Below are 17061 nucleotides of genomic sequence, written 5' to 3'. Positions count from 1 at the left end.
CACTGTTCTCTCTAACAGTTCCTGCGGGGTGCTCTTTTTTGCCTGCGGATTGGGGAGAGCGACGATTGGATTTTCCCCTGGAAATAGCGTAAAATCAAATGGACCCTCAAGTCAAATTCGGAGGCATGGGGGATGAAGATCCGGATCCCCCGGAAAACGGTGACATTCCGAGCGGAGCCGGCCCGAGTCGGGGAACGAAAAACCGGGCAAGGAACGACTCCGAAGACGGGCTCATCGAGACCCATATTGCTAAGGAGGAATTTTTGTGAGACCTCAAAAAACAGTGTTCTATTTTCTGCATGGCCTCTGGACATTGGTCTTCGTCGCGTGTGTATTTTCCTCTGCCGCCCACGCCGCCGACCTTCAGATCGTCCAGGGGGAGGACGCTTATGTCGGCCAGGAGGTCGTTCTGTCCCTGCAGGGCTCGCTCCTCTCACAGAAGCCCCTGTTCGAATGGTCCGTCAGCGGCGACGTCAAGTCCGTCCTGCTGAAAAACGGGGGGGCCGAGTTCGCGTTCACCCCGATCAACACCTCCGCCATCGATATCGAGGCCGTCGCCAAGAATCCTGACGGTCAGGTCCTGACCACAGCGAAGCTCGGGCTCACCCCGCGCTACTTCGAGGTCGGGATCGAGAAGCTGGAGGATGAACCCCTCATGCTCTGGGACATCAAGGTCAAGGAGGAGCGTCCCACAACGGAGCTGGCCAGCAACCGTCCCATCCGTTTCGAGGCCAGACTCACCCCATCCTACAACGGAGAGCTGCGCTACGACTGGACCTCCGACGCTTCGACGTCGATCCTGAGCAGCGACGCCTCCCAGACCACGATAACCCGCAGCGAGATCGGAGATTCGGAGCTCTCCGTCCAGATCGTCAACGCGGCGGGGATCCCTCTGGGTCGCGCCTCCCGCGTCGTATCCGTCACCGTTCCGTCCTCCCGCATCGAGGATTCGGCACGCCAGAAGGCGGGCTGGACGGACTGGCAGGAAGCCCAGGCGCAGTGGGCCCAGGAGCGTCATTCCGACGCTGTGGAGCTGGCAAAGCGCGCCGCGGCCCATGTCCCGGAGGACCCCGACATCGCGGAGGGGGTCAAGGTCATGGGTGCCAATTACGACCGGATTCTTCGGGCCCTGGATCTCCAGAAGAAGGGCGCCGAACAGAGGGAAAAGGATCTTCTCGTCGAGGCACTGAAAATCTATCGGCGGGCCCGCGTCGTATGGCCCATGCCCGAGAGCGAGACGAGCATCAAGGAGCTCGAGGAAGCGATCGACGCCCTCCGGGTCAAGAATCAGCAGGCGGAGTGGCTGAAGGACACGGCGGCGGCCTACGATCAGGAGGGACAGATCCAGGAGGCGCTGGACTACTACAATCAGTCTCAGGCGCTGGTCCCATCCCAGGCGATCGAGGAGCGGATACTCCGCATCTCCCGGCGGCTGGAGCTCATCGCCGAGGCGGACAAGCTCGCCGGCACGGGCAGTTCCCTCGAGCGGAACGGAAAGCTCGTCGAGGCCATCGAGAGCTACAAGGCCAGCCTCGAGAACAACCCCGACGAGGCCCTGGCCCTGCATGTGAAGGAGCTCGAGGAGATCGTCGTCCAGCGCAAGAGACAGGCCGCAGCCCTCTTCCGGGAGGGGAGCGATCTGCAGAGGAAAAGGCAGGAGACCGAAGCCCTGCTGAGATATCGGGAGAGCATGGCCATGTGGCCGAGCCCCGAGGCACAGAAGCGGATCGACGCGCTGGAGAGAACCGTCCGACTTCCCAAGAGCGCGGACATACGCGCTCCCGAGAACTTCGGCATAGGGACGAAGTCCGACGCCGCACGCTTCCTGATTGCGGGGAACAAACTCTACGGCGAAAAACGCTACAGGGAAGCCCTGGTTCAATACCGCAAGAGCTATGCGATCTCCCAGGACCAGATCCTGTCCGAGCTGATACGGAAGCTGGAGGCCTCCCTGAACGAGTACGAGGCCATCCAGGCCGCCAACAAACTGATCAAGGAGGGCAACCTTCTTTACAACCAGGGACGCGTCCAGGAGGCAGCGGCGAAGTATCGGGAGAGCCTGGCCGCCCACCCCAACGCGGAGGTCGAGGCGTTTCTCAAGCATATCGAGGGCACCGCTTCCGGCAGCCCCGACGCTTCGCCGTCCGGACAGGGAAAATAACCGCGCGCCTCTTCCGGAATCGGGAGTTCTCGAGGAGGGGAAATCACTTGCTGATCATAGGTTTCTGCAACCTTAAGGGCGGCGTCGGCAAGACGACTGCGTGTCAGAACGTGGCCGTAGGCCTGGCCCGTTCGGGCAAGAGGGTCGCCGTTCTGGACATGGACCCGCAGAGCAACCTGAGCGCCAGCTTCGGCATCTCGGTCGCCCCCGGGGCGCTCCAGATCTTCGACCTGCTCTCCAGAGAGGCCGGCTGGGACGACGTCGTGACCTCCAAAGAGGGGGTCGACGTCATCCCCAGCTCGTTGGATCTGGTCATGGCGGAACTGCATCCCGAGGGCGCCATCGGAAAGGACACGCTCCTCCGCGAGGCCCTGGCCCTCGTGGATCCCAAACGCTACGACTTCATCCTGCTGGACAGCCCCCCTCAGCTCGGCGTATTCACCCGCAACGTGCTGACGGCCTCGAACCTGCTGGTCGTCCCCATGGATGGAGGCTTTTACAGCCTGGCCGGCCTGCGCCTTCTCAACGAGGCCATCCCGCTCTTCAAGGCACGCCTCAACCCCCAACTCGCGTTCCTGGGAATCCTCATGACCCGCCACAACCCCAACATCTTCATCTCCCGCGAGGTGGCTTCCGAGGTTCGCAGCTTCTTCGGCGACCTGTTCTTCTCGGCCTACGTCCGGCAAAACGTCAGTCTCATAGAGGCGTCCAGCCTGGGCATGTCCGTCTTTGCCTACGACCCGGCAAGCAACGGAGCGCACGACTACAAGCGCGTCACGGCCGAATTTCTCGAGAGGTGTCAGAATCATGGCTAAGAAGATCAGACCCAGCCTGAAGGATTACCTGAGGACGGGGGTCGTTCGCTTCAACGATGACGGGGAGCCGGCGGCCGCCTCCTCGCTCGCCGACGGCCGCAGCCCGTCGGCGGCTCTTCTCGCCCTCCTTTCGGAGCGTGACCGTTTGACGTGGGAGCCGATCCTCGGCGCCGGAACGGAGATGCGAACCGCCCCCCTCGATTTCACGGCCTTGAGGGAGGAGTTCCGCAGCGCGGACAAGAACCGTTTCACCTACTACCTGCTGGCGGACGGAGAGGAGCACCTGCGCCCGGTGAGGACGAGCGTCCAGATCCGAAGCCCGCTGAAGCTCCTTTTGAGATGGGACGAGACGGGCATCCTGACCTGCTACGGACTTCAATGACCCCAACGTCGCGGTGACCAGCGTCACGATGACAGAAGGAAGCCCTCGGACGGCCCCATACAGAGGCACGAGCGCATCGTCTGTTGCTGCACCTATCGATTGCGTGCACTCGGCGAGGAAGGGAAATATACGGAATGAATCTGTCTCAGCTCAAATACTTTCAGGCTGTCTGTCAGTTTGGAACTATTACCAGAGCTTCGAAGGAGCTTCATATTTCGCAACCCTCCATTTCCAGCGCGATCAGGGAACTGGAGGAGGAGTACGGAGTGATCCTGTTCCAGAGAAGACATCATGGCATGGTCATGACCGAAGCGGGGAAACGTCTTTTGACGATGTCCAGAACTCTGCTCAGCGAAACGGAACGTTTGAACCGAGTCATGACCGAGCTGAGTGACGAGCGTAAAATCTTGCAGATCGGAATTCCTTCGTTGTTGAGCCTGTTTATCCTGCCCAAGGTCATAGAGGCTTATAAACGTAAAAGGCCCGATGTGCGGATTCGAGTCGAGAGTAGCGGCAGGAAAGAGGTATTCGAGCTGCTCACGGAAGGGGAACTCGATCTCGCGATACTGCCTTGCAGCACGTCAGGCTGTTTCGACTCGATCTACCATGCGGTTCCTCTTTTCACGCTGGAATTGGGAGTATGTGTTTCGCCGCGCCACCCGCTGAGCCGAAAGCCTGTCGTCACCATCGAAGACCTTCAGAGCGAGGATCTGGTGGTCTTCGAGCAGGATTACCTGCATAAGGAAATCTTGTTCAATCGTTTCAAGGACGAGCACCTAAAGCCCAGTATTTTGCTGGAGACATCGCAATTTTCTACAATCCTGAGTCTCGTGCAGCAGGGGGCCGCGGTCAGCTTCGTTCTCAAGGATGTCGTAGAGGAGGAATGGATGAAGATAAAATACATCCCCATATCTCCGCAGCTCAGCCTGGACATCCGCATGATATGGCGGACCGACGACTATATGTTTCAGTCCATGAAAGACTTCATTCATTTGATGGAGACGATGGACAAGGACGACATGAGATCTTCCACGGACATCGACTCCGGAGCCTCCTGAACCGTCCCTGAACGACAATGAATTCAGGAAGACCCTGCAGCCCATCAAGGCTGCAGGGTCTTCTGCGTTTTCCCCCTGTCATTTCATCCACGTAAAAGGGGCCCGATCCAAGAGGGGCAAGACCGGCGAAGCCCCTTATCTGCCGCTGTGGTCAAATCCATTTCTCACCTTGTCGTCGCCTGCGCCGCCGGCCAGCACCACCCGGGCTCCATTCAGCACCTCGATCTGCTTCTTCATCTCCCTGATGCAAAGCATAGCCAGGGGCATGCTGAAGTCCTGTCGGAGAACGAGGCGCTGCACATCCACATCTCTCATATTCTCCGGCATCGGATAAGCCGGAACCATCCAGCCGTGCATGCGCAGACGGTCTTCCAGGTCGTAAAGCGTCCACGGAACGTTGGCGTCCTTCCTGAGCCTCCAGCAAACGATCGGGACCCTCTCGGCCTTTTCCAGCATTTCGAAAAGCCCCATCTTCCCGATTTCATCGGCCATGTAGCGGGCCACATCGATTGTACGCTGGTGTATCTCCTTGTAGCCGTCGAATCCATTGCGCATGAGCATATAATACTGCCCGACAATCTGCGACGCGCTGCGCGAAAAATTGATGGCGATCGTCGCCTCTTCGCCGCCGAGGTAGCTCACCCAGAAAATGAGATCCTCCGGAAGAGCCTCCTTGCTGCGCCAGATCACCCAGCCTACCCCAGGATAGACCAAGCCGTATTTATGTCCGGACGTGCTGATCGACCACACGTTCTCCAAACGAAAGTCCCACTTAAGGTCGGGCTCGAGGAACGGCGCGATCATCCCCCCGGATGCCCCGTCGACGTGAATGCGGATGGGAAGTGAGGGATGATTCCTGTTGTAGCTTCCTACGAGCTTGTCGAGCGTGCACACGTCGTCGTATTTTCCGGTATAGGTAATGCCAAGTATGGCGACGACACCGATCGTGTAATCGTCCACAGAGTTCATGACCGTATCCATGTTGAGCGACAGGTGCCCCTCGTCGATCGGGACGAGGCGCATGTCAATCTCCCAGTAACGGCAAAATTTCTCCCAACACACCTGGTACCCGGAGGAGATGACGAGATTGGGCCTTTTCGCGTTGCGGTCAACACCTGCCGCATCCGCCAGCTTCTTCCAGCGGAACAGCATCGCCAGCCCTCCGAGCATACAGGCCTCCGAAGAGCCCACCGTCGACGTTCCCATCGGCTTCTCCTCGGGGTCGGCGTTCCAGAGGCTGCCGATGATGTCGACGCAGCGATTCTCCAGGTCGGCAGTCATGGGATACTCATCCTTATCGATCGCGTTCTTCTCAAGGTTCTCCGCCATCAGCTGCGTAGCGGCAGGCTCCATGTACGTCTGACAAAATGTCGCCAGGTTCTGCGTCGCGTTTCCCTCAATGCTCAGGTACTCGCGTATCATCTCGGAGGCGATGCGCGGTTCTATCGGTTTTCTGTTGATCTTTTTGTCGGGCATCGCAACGTCACTGGCCTCAGAACCGAAGATGGGGGTCAGATACCGGGTCCTGGCATCGAGAGCTGCAAGTTCGTCGCTTATCCTTCCCGCGCTCTTCCTAGTCATTTTGCGCGATAATGGCTTCTTATCCATAATCTTCTCCTTTCTCTGATCTTTTCCTTACAACCTGCAGGCTGTGCCGCAGCTGCCATCTACCTGCCACCGCTCCTCTCCGCACCGGTTCCCGACCCGTTCCACCTGTACCTGTTCGCATAGATAACGAAAGGAATCGCCATGGATATGACAAAACATACTGCGAGTACGCCCTGATATATCCTGTTGTCGGCAGCAGAGAGCTTCGATGAAGGAAAGAACGATATGACGAGCGTCGCTATCGTCATCAGCATCCCCACGGCTGCAACAATCAGCTTGAAGGCCCTTCCGCCCGGGACCTGAAACACCCTCTTCAGATTGTTTTTTTTCAGTATCAACACGAAGTATCCCAGAAAGAACAGGACATAGCCCACCAGATAAATGACTACCGTCAGTCCTATCGCAGTCATATAGCCGACGGACGAATCCGCCCCTCCGGCAAGGGCAATCGAACCGCAGAGAACCGCGTCCCACAGGGTTACGATCAATGCCTGAGCGACTATGGTCTTTACCGAAATGTCGTTTTCGTTTGTCTTGGCGAACGACGGCGGCAGAAGGCCATCGTTCGCGGCCTCCAGAAGAGCCCGGGACGGCCCGACAATCCATGACGATATCTCCGCGAGAACGCCAAGCGCCAAGAGTATGGACACCACCAGAACGAGCCCATTGAACTGAGGGCCAAAGTGCGTAATAAATATCGCAATGAACGCCTCGATGACTCCATAAGAGAGATTCCCCTCAAGGGCTTTCGAGGAAAGTGTCGTCGCTATGGCAAGTCCGCCAAGCGCATCAAGCATGATGGCCGATATCGTCAAAACAATCATAACCATAGGGTACGTCTTCGTCGGATTTTTGAGCTCATTGACGTGCGAGGCCGAAGCCTCCACGCCCATGTATGCCAAGATGAACGAGGCGAAAATCACGAGCGTGTCCACGTTGGAAAAGTCGGGGATCAACGTTTCGAAGTTCATGGTGATCTGCGATGCTCCGCCCGTCAGAAAGTATGCAACCAGCCCAATGAACAGGATAACGACGGGGACCACGATGCCGCCCGTGAACCCGATTTTGGATATGCGCTCCGTGTACTTCGTGCCGCCCAACTGGGTAAATGTCAGCGTCCATACGATAACGGCGACGCCGAAAAACATGACAAGGGGATTATTGTACAGCGCACTGAAGTCAAACACGTATGCCAATGCGGCCAGAATGAAGAACGCCATGGTGACAAATCCGACCGTTATTTGGAACCACTGGAAGAACAGCGCCGCAAATCCCCAACGCTGTCCAAGCGATTTACCCACCCAGGAATAGATGCCCCCGGATTCCCATCCTTCGACGGTAGCCATCTCAGCAGAGCAAAGGGCTACCGGAAGGCACCACAGCACGCCGCCGACTATCAGGAAAAATACCAGTTGGAATCCGGAAGTGGCGAATGACGGATATTCGTATACCGTCATGACCATGGATGCCGTAATCGCAAAAAAACCAAAAAAGCTGAGGGTATGCGCTGGCCGCGCCACGGCGGGGTTTTTTGTCGAATTCCGTGGGGTCGCTTTATTCGAGGTATCCATATCATCCTTTCCTTTCTTCAAATTTTTTCTTCAAACGAATATCGAGCGAAAAATAAGGAAGTGAGCCGATTCCCGATGTTTTGCCCTCTTTCTGCCGCTCCATAGTCTATTATCATTATCAGGTATCGGGGCAGCCTTTGTAAAGAATTTAATTCCGAGGCTAGCCACGGTTAAAGCTATATTATTATTTATCACAATTCTCTTTATATACATAATAGAAACCGAACATTGATTCCCAAAATAAAATATCGGCGGCCATCGACTTTAATTCGATGGCCGCCGATATTGGAGTGGAGCGGTACCGTCGGGAGCAATTGTCACGAACTGAGGAAGCCCGTATACCTCCGAACGATAGAAAACTCGTACAGACCGGATATCATAGCCTCCCCGACCAGTTCGAGTCTCCTGCACTGATGCGATTGGGCCATCATGCACCGAACGATACACAAGGGGTATGAAGTTGGCCGGTCAAAAGATAACCCGCCTTCCGCCCGATTTATCGAATCGATTAGCCTACGGCCCTTATAGGGTTACAGCGCCGTCAAGTGCTCCTGATAGGAGCTCTGCAGTCCCTTCAGCACGGCAAAGACATTCTCGGCAAGTTTACGGTTCCCTGCGCTGTAGCGCATCAGCCCGCCTTTGAGATCGTCGGCGGACGCACAATAACGGGCCAGGATCTCCGTCCCCACCAAGATATTGTATTCGGGGTCCAGCATTGCCTTCGCATCTTTGATATGGGGGTATTTCTGAGTGATGCTCCTGCGGTGGACACGCCAGCGCACCTGCATCAATCCATAGTCTCCCCCTCGGGAGACCGCGTCGTGGCGCGCTGAGGATTCCTTGACGATCATGGCGGCGACGACGAACGGATCCTGCCGGAACTTCTCACTGGCCTGAAGGATGTACTCCGCATATTGCAACGCGGCCTTCTGCCCCAGCTTGGAATTATAGCTCTTCAGCAGGGCGGCGATGCTTTTTTTCTGAGCTTTTCGATGCTTCGTCGTCCGGGAAGAGGCGCCGTGCGCATCCTTAACGGACGCCGTCTGAACGGCAAACTGCGGTTTTCGCTGAGGCACGGCAAGCGGAAAACCATAGGACTCCAACTCCGCACTCGCTGCGGAGGAAAAAAGAAGGGACACAAAAACAGATCCAACAAAACTGCGGACCATGAAATGAAAATTCATGGACAAACCTCCTCAAATCAAAGCGATAACACAGTCTCCGCTGCTCGCCTCCATAAGTTTTTCAAAACCCCTCAAAAAAAACAAAAAAGCAAGAGAAAAAAACTCTCGCCAGCTCTCTGAAACCCATCTCGCTGCATATTCGGCACGGAACGACGCCCCCCCAAGAGCGGCGTTAGTATAACATGACGGAGCCCCGGGATAAATCGGAAAGGCAAGGGGAAGAGAAAACCTCTCTCCTCCCCTTGCAAAAAACTACTTTTTATTTATTTTTTCTTCTTTGATTTTTTCTTCGGCGCATCCGAGTGCTTCTTCTCCAAGGCGCTGTCGGTCGCCTTGGCCCCTTTGTTCCGCTGATCCCGCAGCGTCTTCCCGGCGACCTCCCCGCTGACGGGGCGCCCCTTGCCGTAGCGGACCACGGCCTCACGCCAATCGCCGCTCTCGTCGGGGGAATAGTCGCCGATCGCGCGGCGCAGCTGCACCAGGGCGACATACATCTCCTTGACGGAATTGAGGTACTGGGTACGCACCCCCTGATACGCCGTCTGGGCGTTGATGAGGTCGATCTGCGCCCCCATGCCCTCCGAGTACATCAGCTCCGTGATGCGGAGCTCCTCCTCCGCGCGCTCCACCTGGCGTTTTTTATCCATCTCCGCAACGGAGGCGTTCTTCCAGGCGTTCATCGCCACGGCCAGGTCACGGCGCGTCTGCTCCTCGAGGGACGCCAGGCTGTGCTCCGCCGCCTCGACCGTCCTGTTCGCGTTCAGCACGTCATATTTTGTCCGATTCCCATCGACGATAGGAATGTTCAGCCTCAGGGACGCCATCGCCTCCCCGTCCTGCGGGGTTGCCGAGAGCTTTGGATCCGCCCAGGCCGTCCACTGCGCCCCGAAGTCGAGGGTGGGAGCCATTCCCTTTCCCTTCAGCTTCTCGACGACGCGGGCCCTCTCCACCGCCAGACGGGCCGCCCGAACGTCCGGTCGGGCCTCCAGAGCCTTCTGAATGTCGGGAGCCACGTCAAAGACGGGGACATGGAGCGTCTCCTCCATCGGGACGACTTCCATCCCCCCCGCGATATAGGAGAGATTGGCCAACAGGTTGAGGTAGGCCGTCTCGGACTCCTTGACCAGGCTTTCCGCCTCGACCACCTGAGCCTCGGCGCGAACGACATCCAGCTTGGGGACCAGCTGCTGGCGGAACTTTTCCGTCGTCACCCTCAGATTCTCCGAGCGCTGGCGCAGGATATCCTTCTGCAGCGCGACGTTCTCCCGCGCGAGGACGGCCGACCACCAGGTCTCCTCCGCCGTAGCGATCAGCGTATTGAGGTTCGCGTCGAACTGAGCGCGCTGCTCCTCATAGCCCAGGATGCGCTGACGTTCGTCCAGGGAATAGCTCCCCGAAATATCGATGCGTTGGGTCAGTCCCAGAGTCAGGCTGCCGGCGGTGACGTTGGACTCCTTCCCCCCCATCGAGCTCTGCCCCGAGAGCCAGGACCCCGATGCCGAGACGGCGGCCTGAGGACGCTGCCCCGCCACGCCGCTCAGCACGGCGTAGTACGCCGCCTCGACGGACTTTATGCCCGCCTGCAGGGAGTGATTCGTCTGAAGGACCTGTCGCAGATATTCATCGACCCTCAGCGCACCGGAAGCCTCCGCCAAGCCCGTCCAGCTCCCCACCGTCAACGACAGCGACAAAACGAATCCACACAAACGTCTCAAATCGGCCACCTCGACAATCGAAAAATCAATACGGACCCGATCCCCTCAGCCCCGGAAGGCCGCCGAAACGCGCCATTCGAAGCCCCATCCCATCCGAACGGGATTTTACGATTATACTACAAGGCGCCAGGCCATGGCTTGTCGCGGCGCGCGCGGGCCTGCAGCCCTTATGAAAAACAGGGATAACGGGGAGGAGTATCACGGGTTCTTAAAGAATTTGTAAGGAGGGGATCCCATGTCCCGGCACGAAAGCTGCTCCGGATGAGGCTGGAGGTCCGGAATATCGGCATCGCCACGGGTCTCTCCGTCGCCGGGATCGAGAGCATGAAGCAAGAGGAGCGGCCCCGGGAACAGGGGCCGCTCCTTCGCATGGGAGGGATCAAGTTTTCAGGGATCTATCTGCGCCGCAGGAGGAGCGAAGCCGCCAGCAAAAGGATCGGCCCGGCCGTTCCCGAAAGGCCCGCATCGTATCCGCCGCCGCTTTTGTCCTTACTCGTCCGAGGATTGGGTTTCGGCGTCGGTTTGGGATCAGGGGACGGCTGAAGCGTTCCTGCCCCTTCCTCGCTCTCAGTGCATACCCATGTGAATCCCCATTCCAAGAAGAAGCAGCTGGAACGATGGGGACATCAACAGGGATACGACGGCAATGATGATGCCGATGATACCCAGAGCCGTCTGCTTCTTGGCAACCGCGATGATCCCCAGCAGGATCCCCAGGGGAGCGAAAAGGAGCGCAATAAAAAAGATGCTGATGACGCTGCAAATGATGCTGCATATTCCAAGAGCGCTGCTCTGCCCCTGCACCACGATCACGGTCTGCCCCTTCTCCGCTCCCCCCGCCTGACTCGCTCCATTCTCCGACATACAAATCTCTCCTTTCCGAGTTCGTGGGATCAAATGCTTCCTCCCACTTTATTTATATTGTATCTTTATATTGTATTTTTCATTTTACTGCCCGCCCATCCATATTTCAATGGAGGATTTTGTCCGCCGCCCGGCATCGGGCAGAAAATGGCGCGAGGAAGATCAGGGAGCGGTCTTTCCCCGCAGGGCGGACTCGAGCGACGTTCGGGCGGAGAGGAGAAGGCGCCTGGACTCCTCCGAGTCCGCCAGGGCGCCCTCGTCCCGGCGCAGCCGTTCCAGGAACCGCTCGATGTCGTCCAGGACGCCCGAGATCTCGGCCTGCGGGGTCCTGGCAGCAGCGGCGGGCTTGGCTTCGGCTTCCATGGTGGCAACGGAGGCGCCCGGCTCGATCGAGAATTCCTGCCCCAAGGCCGGGACGATTCCCCTCATGCCCCGTTCCCTCAGCGCGGCGGAAAGGGCCTGGGAGGCCTTCGGCTCCCCATGCGTGACGAAAAACAGGGGGTTCGTCGTGTAGTGGCCCGCCCACGCGAGGAGGTCGTCGCGATCCCCGTGCGCGGAGAACCCGCCGATCGTGTGCACCTGAGCCTTGACGATCACGTCCTCCCCCGCGATCCGAAGCTCGGTCTCCCCGTCGACGATACGCCTCCCCAGGGTCCCGTAAGCCTGATAGCCCACGAAGACGATGTGGTTCCTCGGATTCCAGGCCCCATGCTTCAGGTGGTGCACGATGCGTCCGCCCGTGCACATCCCGCTCCCGGCGATGACGATGCCGAAGGGGACGTCGTTGATCTTCTGCGACTCCTCCGGGGTCGATACGTTCTTGAACCCCCTAGGGGAGAAGAGGTCCACCCCCGCCGCAGCATGGCGCCGGACCTCGCCGGAGAGCGTGTCGCCGTACATGCGGTAGAGCTCCGTGGCGCGGACCCCCATGGGGGAGTCGAAGAAAATCGGGATCTCGGGAAGCAGCCCCTCGATCTGCATCAGGGAGAGCTCGAAGAGGAGACGCTGGGCCCGGTCCACGACGAAACTGGGGATCAGGACCTTGCCCCGGTCCTTCAGGGCCGTCAAAATGACGCTGCGGAACTCCTCCCGCGTCGCCGCGTCGTCCTTATGCAGGCGGTCGCCGTAGGTCGACTCGATGAGGACATAGTCCGCCTCCCGGATTGCCGAGGGGGCCCGGTCCACCGCGGGGAACTGCTGCCCGAGGTCGCCGCTGAAGACGAGGCGCGTCGCCCTGTCCCCCTCGCGCAGTTTGAAGGCGATGGAGGAGCTTCCCAGGATATGCCCCGCGTCGTGCAGGGAGAAGGACACGCCATCCACGGCAGCGGTCTCCGTATCCCAATCCGTCGGCCTCAGGAGCTTCAGGGCCTTATCGACGTCCTTCTCGTCGTAGAGAGGAACGACCGGCGGCAGCCCCCGGCGGACGGCCTTGCGGGTCCGCCACTCCGCCTCCTCCTTCATCAGACGGACGGAGTCGTTCCAGAGTATCTCCACCAGACGGGCCGTGGCGGGCGTCGTCCAGACGGGCCCCGCGAACCCCTTTCGGACGAGATACGGGATGCGCCCGGAGTGGTCCATGTGGGCGTGGGTCAGAAATACCGCGTCCAGCCCCTCGACGGGGAACGGAAAGGGCTCCCGGTTCCGCTCGTCCTCGTTCGCCCCCTGGTGGACGCCGCAGTCCACGAGGAAGCGACGATCCCCGCACTCCACCTCGTAACAGGACCCCGTAACCTCGCCCGCAGCGCCCCAGAAACGTATCCTCATCGTATTGTATTCCCCCTATGCCGGCGAAACGGCGCCCTTCGGCAGGAGACACAGGACGCGAGTCCCCTCGCCAGGCCTCGAACGGACCTCCAGACGCCCCCCCATGAGGGACATCCGCTCCGTCATGTTGGCGAGCCCCCGATGCCCCTCGAGCCTCAGGACCTCATGGTCCACCTCGGCATCGAAACCGCTGCCGTTGTCCTGAATGTCCAGGATGATCCTTCCATCCTTTTCGCAGACCTGGGCCTGGACCTCCGTGGCATTTCCGTGCCGGACCGCGTTGGAGACCGCCTCCTGAAAGATGCGGACAAAAGCCAGGGTCTGCTCCGGCTCCAGGTCTATGCCCTCGTCGATGTCCGCGGCGACCCGGATGTCGTAATTCTGCGAGAGCCTCTCCGCCAGCTCGGTCAGGGCCTGAGACAACCCCAGGTCCATCCACGGCGGCGCCAGCTCGTCGCAGAGCCCCCGCAGCTCCCGGACGACGGACTTGGCGAGAAGCTCCGTCTTCTTGATGCGCGTCTGGGGGGCCTCCTCCTCGAGGGACATGTGAATCTGCTGCAGCAGCGCCGTGATATCCTGCAAGGGCCCGTCGTGGATCTCCCGCGCCATGTCCATCCGTTCCTTCTCCTGAACCCGGACGATGTCGCGCACGTAGCGGTTGCGCAGCTTGTCGCGCTCCACGGCCGCCTGAGCGAAGCGCATCAGGGCGCTGTGGACGCTCTCGATCTCCTTGACCGACCCCGGCCCCAGGCGATTGGGGATGTCCTTCCCGACCCGGAGGTCGTCGATCTCGGCGACGAGAGCCTGAAGAGGGGAGACGAGGCGGCTCCAGAGCAGGCGGATGGCCCAGAAACTGCCCAGGGTCATCAGCACGATCAGGACCGGCCACAGGCGCCCCGCCGTGACGAGCCCCCCCAGAAGCTGGTCCCAGGAGACCGCGGCGACGACGTACCCCTGGCCCCGGCTGACCGGGTAGATCGCCAGGGTGTACTGGGCCCCCTGCTTGTCCTCCACGCGGGTCGCCGTCCCGATCGGGAGGTTGTCGTGCCAGATGGCCGCGATATTCATGGCGCCGGGCGAGGCCGTGATGATCTTTCCGTCGGCGCCGATGTGCGCCACCCAGCCCGGGATGGACGGCCCCCAGGAGAAGATGTTGTACCGAGCCGCGTCCCCCAGGTACTCCAGCGGAAATTCCCAGAGCCGGACGTTCGACCCCAGCCGATAGGCCGTGCTCTCGGCCAGGTCCTGAACGTAGGACCGCACGGCCGCCTCCATCGCCCTCTCCTGACTGACCAGGGCGAAGGCCGCCAGCAGGATGACGGCCACGGAGGGCAGGATCAGGGCGCACAACAGAAAGGCCAAAAAGTGGTTCTTCGGCCTCAGCGAGTTGAAAACGGTTTTGCGGACCCGCTTCAGCATGAGGCGTGCCCCCTACTTCTCGTCCTCCAGGAGCTCCTCCAGGGTGACGACCCCGTACTTGAGGGCCAGCAGCAGGGCCTCCGTCTTGTTCTTGGAGCCCAACTTGTCGTAGATGGAGGCCAGGTGGGTCTGAACCGTGCGCTCGCTGATGAAGAGGCGGCTCGCGACCTCCTTGCTGGAGAGCCCCTTGGCCGCCAGCAGGAGGACCTCACGCTCCCGCGCGGAGAGCTGCTCCGGGTCGAAGTCCCGCTCCCCCATGACCGAGGCGACCTCGGGGTCCAGGTAAAGCCCCCCCTTGGAGACCGTCGCGATCGCCGCGGTGAGCTCCTTCGGGCTGACGGTCTTGAGGACGAACCCCCGCGCCCCCGCGCGCAGCGAGGCCATGACGTACTGCTGCGCATCGTAGGAGGTCAGCATGATGGTGGCCGTGGAAAGCCCCTCGGCCTTGACCTTCTGCGCGACCGAGACGCCGTCCATGCCCGGCATCCTGATGTCCAGCAGGGCCACGTCGGGCTTGAGCTCCCGGATCATCTCCCAGGCCTTCACCCCATCCTCCGCCTCCCCGACGAGATCGAGCGAGTTCTCCCGCCGCAAAAACTCCGCAATGCCCGCCCTCGTCAGAGGGTGGTCGTCCGCCAAAACGATCCTGACTGTCATCGACATCGTCCCCTTCGTCATAACTGATATCTGTCGTAAAGTTTTTACAGACTACCCGCCCCCGCCGCCCCGGGCAAGGGCAAAGCTACGGAAGGACGCCCCCGCCGATTCCATTTCAAAACTATTTGTAGACCAGGCGGCTTTTGCAGGCCCCAGCGGATAAGCAGACAACCGGCGAAGTACGAGCCGAGTTGGTCGCTTATGAGCGAGACAGCAAATCTCTGATTTGCGTTTTCGAGCTCAGGGGGTTCATCGGGTTCTTCACCGGGCGTACAAAGAGGTACATCAAGCAAGGCGAGCAAAAACAACGACGTATCATTTGGAATCAGAGCCCAACGTCCTTCTCGATGGGCCTCAGCGCCAGGATCGTCTCCTCGATCACCGTGTCGAGGGGCAGCCCCATCCGTTCGGCTCCGGCACTGATGATCTCCCGATTGACCCCGCGCGCAAACGCCTTATCCTTCCATTTTTTCTTGACGGATTTGAGCTCCAGGTCGGAGAGGGAGCGCGAGGGGCGCACCAGCCCGGCCGTGATGATCAGACCCGTGAGCTCGTCGATGGTGAAGAGGGTCCGCTCCATGTCGTTGGCGGGCTCGACGTCCGTGCAGATGCCATAGCCATGGGATTGGACCGCGTGGATGATGTCCTCGTCGATCCCCTCCTCGCGGAGCAGCTCCGGCGCCAGGTGGCAGTGGCGTTCCGGGGCGTCGGACGTCATCTCCCAGTCGATGTCGTGCAGAATGCCGACGACGCCCCAGAGGTCCTCGTCGGCGCCGGCCCTGCGCGCGAAGTGGCGCATGGTCCCCTCGACGGCCAGCGCGTGACGAACGTGCGTCTCGTCCTTGTTGTGTTTCCTTAGAATACGGAGCGCAGTCTCTCGATCAGGTCTCATGGTGTCCTCCCCCAACTCGTCAAAATCATGACTTCCAAACCCCAACAAAGCTCAGGACGGCCATAGCGGCGTCTTCTCCGCCCCCGCCGCAGCGCACGGCCCCGCGCGTCCCTCCTTTGCCGCCCTTTTTCCGCACCGGAGGAACGGCTTGGGGCATCAAGGTGTATTATAGTATTTCGGTCCGGCCCCGTATGAGGGATTTTCCCGACGGAGGATCGAAAGAGATCTCCGAACGCCGGGCCGACGCGTCGGGAAAAGCAGACGAGAAATGCCCTGAAAGGACTGATGCCGTTTGAACCGATCGCGACGCCCCGCCCTGCTGGCTGGCATCGCACTGTTTCTTTGTCTCGAATGGGGCCCCCTCAACACCGAAAGGGCCCGATGGGGCATCGCCTCCGGGGACCCCTTCGTCCGGGAGATCGCCCTGACCTTCGACGACGGGCCGCGGGAACACGGAATGCAGGAACTGATGGCCGCCATGGCGCCGTTCGGCGTCCACGGGACGTTCTTTTTGGTGGGCAAGTTCGCCGACCGTTATGCAGGCATCACCCTGGCGCTCCAGGAGGCCGGTCACGACCTGGAGAACCACAGCTTCACGCACCCGAAGCTCTACACACTCTGGGTGGAGAAGATCATGAGGGAGACGGAGCGGTGCAACGAGGTTATCGAGGGGCTCGGGATCAGGAAACCCCGCTTCATGCGGCCGCCCGGCGGCTCCTACAACCTGAAGATCCTCAACGCCATGCGGCGCATGGACATGCGCCTGGGGCTCTGGAACATCAACAGCGCCGACTACACGGGAAAATCGGCCGGTGAGATCGCGGCCTTCGTCCTGCGCAAGGCCTCCCCCGGCGCCATCGTCCTGATGCACTCGGGGGTCCCCGCGACCGCAGAAGCGCTGCCCGAGATCCTGCGCGGGCTCGGAGAACGCGGCTATCGTTTCGTGAGCGTTCAGGACCTCTGGAACTGCG

The 17061-nt window shown here is 60.0% G+C and carries 14 protein-coding genes; 5 read left to right on the top strand and 9 right to left on the bottom strand.

Annotated elements, in window-relative coordinates; translation table 11 throughout:
- Window positions 1-265 precede the first annotated feature (265 nt).
- The 4 genes from ABLA28_RS05755 to ABLA28_RS05740 all read left to right on the top strand — a co-directional run bounded on the left by ABLA28_RS05755 (window position 266) and on the right by ABLA28_RS05740 (window position 4416).
- Window positions 266-2161, top strand: coding sequence for a hypothetical protein (locus tag ABLA28_RS05755; RefSeq protein ID WP_347712866.1), 1896 nt, complete (start codon window positions 266-268; stop codon window positions 2159-2161).
- Between the two features lie 47 nt (window positions 2162-2208).
- Complete coding sequence (locus ABLA28_RS05750) at window positions 2209-2976, top strand: ParA family protein (RefSeq protein WP_347712865.1); 768 nt, start codon at window positions 2209-2211, stop codon at window positions 2974-2976.
- Window positions 2969-3358 carry a hypothetical protein gene (locus ABLA28_RS05745; protein ID WP_347712864.1) on the top strand — a complete coding sequence of 130 codons (390 nt, stop codon included), beginning with the start codon at window positions 2969-2971 and terminating at the stop codon, window positions 3356-3358. The genes ABLA28_RS05750 and ABLA28_RS05745 overlap by 8 nt, the downstream gene beginning before the upstream one ends.
- 134 nt (window positions 3359-3492) lie before the next feature.
- Window positions 3493-4416, top strand: a complete 924-nt coding sequence (locus ABLA28_RS05740) for a LysR family transcriptional regulator (RefSeq protein ID WP_347712863.1) — start codon at window positions 3493-3495, stop codon at window positions 4414-4416.
- A 135-nt stretch (window positions 4417-4551) separates the two neighbouring features.
- Here ABLA28_RS05740 and ABLA28_RS05735 read toward each other — a convergent pair whose 3' ends face one another.
- From ABLA28_RS05735 to ABLA28_RS05695, 9 genes are all read right to left on the bottom strand, one after another.
- Window positions 4552-5997: a glutamate decarboxylase gene (locus ABLA28_RS05735; RefSeq protein ID WP_347712862.1), complete on the bottom strand. Its 1446-nt coding sequence runs from the start codon at window positions 5995-5997 to the stop codon at window positions 4552-4554.
- A gap of 86 nt (window positions 5998-6083) precedes the next feature.
- Window positions 6084-7595 carry an amino acid permease gene (locus tag ABLA28_RS05730; RefSeq protein ID WP_347712861.1) on the bottom strand — a complete coding sequence of 504 codons (1512 nt, stop codon included), beginning with the start codon at window positions 7593-7595 and terminating at the stop codon, window positions 6084-6086.
- A 530-nt stretch (window positions 7596-8125) separates the two neighbouring features.
- Window positions 8126-8779 (bottom strand): transglycosylase SLT domain-containing protein, encoded by a 654-nt coding sequence (locus ABLA28_RS05725; RefSeq protein WP_347712860.1) that lies wholly within the window; start codon window positions 8777-8779, stop codon window positions 8126-8128.
- A 263-nt stretch (window positions 8780-9042) separates the two neighbouring features.
- On the bottom strand, window positions 9043-10494 hold the full coding sequence (locus tag ABLA28_RS05720) for a TolC family protein (RefSeq protein ID WP_347712859.1): 1452 nt from the start codon (window positions 10492-10494) through the stop codon (window positions 9043-9045).
- Between the two features lie 567 nt (window positions 10495-11061).
- Window positions 11062-11358 carry a hypothetical protein gene (locus ABLA28_RS05715; protein WP_347712858.1) on the bottom strand — a complete coding sequence of 99 codons (297 nt, stop codon included), beginning with the start codon at window positions 11356-11358 and terminating at the stop codon, window positions 11062-11064.
- Window positions 11359-11520: 162 nt separating this feature from the next.
- Window positions 11521-13122: an MBL fold metallo-hydrolase gene (locus tag ABLA28_RS05710; RefSeq protein ID WP_347712857.1), complete on the bottom strand. Its 1602-nt coding sequence runs from the start codon at window positions 13120-13122 to the stop codon at window positions 11521-11523.
- A gap of 15 nt (window positions 13123-13137) precedes the next feature.
- Entirely contained in the window at window positions 13138-14541 is a 1404-nt protein-coding gene (locus tag ABLA28_RS05705) for a sensor histidine kinase (RefSeq protein ID WP_299299427.1), read from the bottom strand.
- Window positions 14542-14553: 12 nt separating this feature from the next.
- Entirely contained in the window at window positions 14554-15198 is a 645-nt protein-coding gene (locus ABLA28_RS05700; RefSeq protein ID WP_347712856.1) for a response regulator transcription factor, read from the bottom strand.
- A gap of 325 nt (window positions 15199-15523) precedes the next feature.
- Entirely contained in the window at window positions 15524-16090 is a 567-nt protein-coding gene (locus ABLA28_RS05695; protein WP_299299431.1) for an HDIG domain-containing metalloprotein, read from the bottom strand.
- Between the two features lie 292 nt (window positions 16091-16382).
- Between ABLA28_RS05695 and ABLA28_RS05690 the strand changes: the two genes are divergently transcribed.
- On the top strand, window positions 16383-17061 hold a 679-nt coding region (locus tag ABLA28_RS05690; RefSeq protein ID WP_347712855.1), incomplete at its 3' end, for a polysaccharide deacetylase family protein.

Origin of the sequence: uncultured Fretibacterium sp., from assembly GCF_963544685.1 — a bacterium.
Lineage (GTDB): Bacteria > Synergistota > Synergistia > Synergistales > Aminobacteriaceae > CAJPSE01.
The sequence above is the reverse complement of the archived record's forward strand: the minus strand, read 5'-3'. Positions and strand labels throughout refer to the sequence as shown.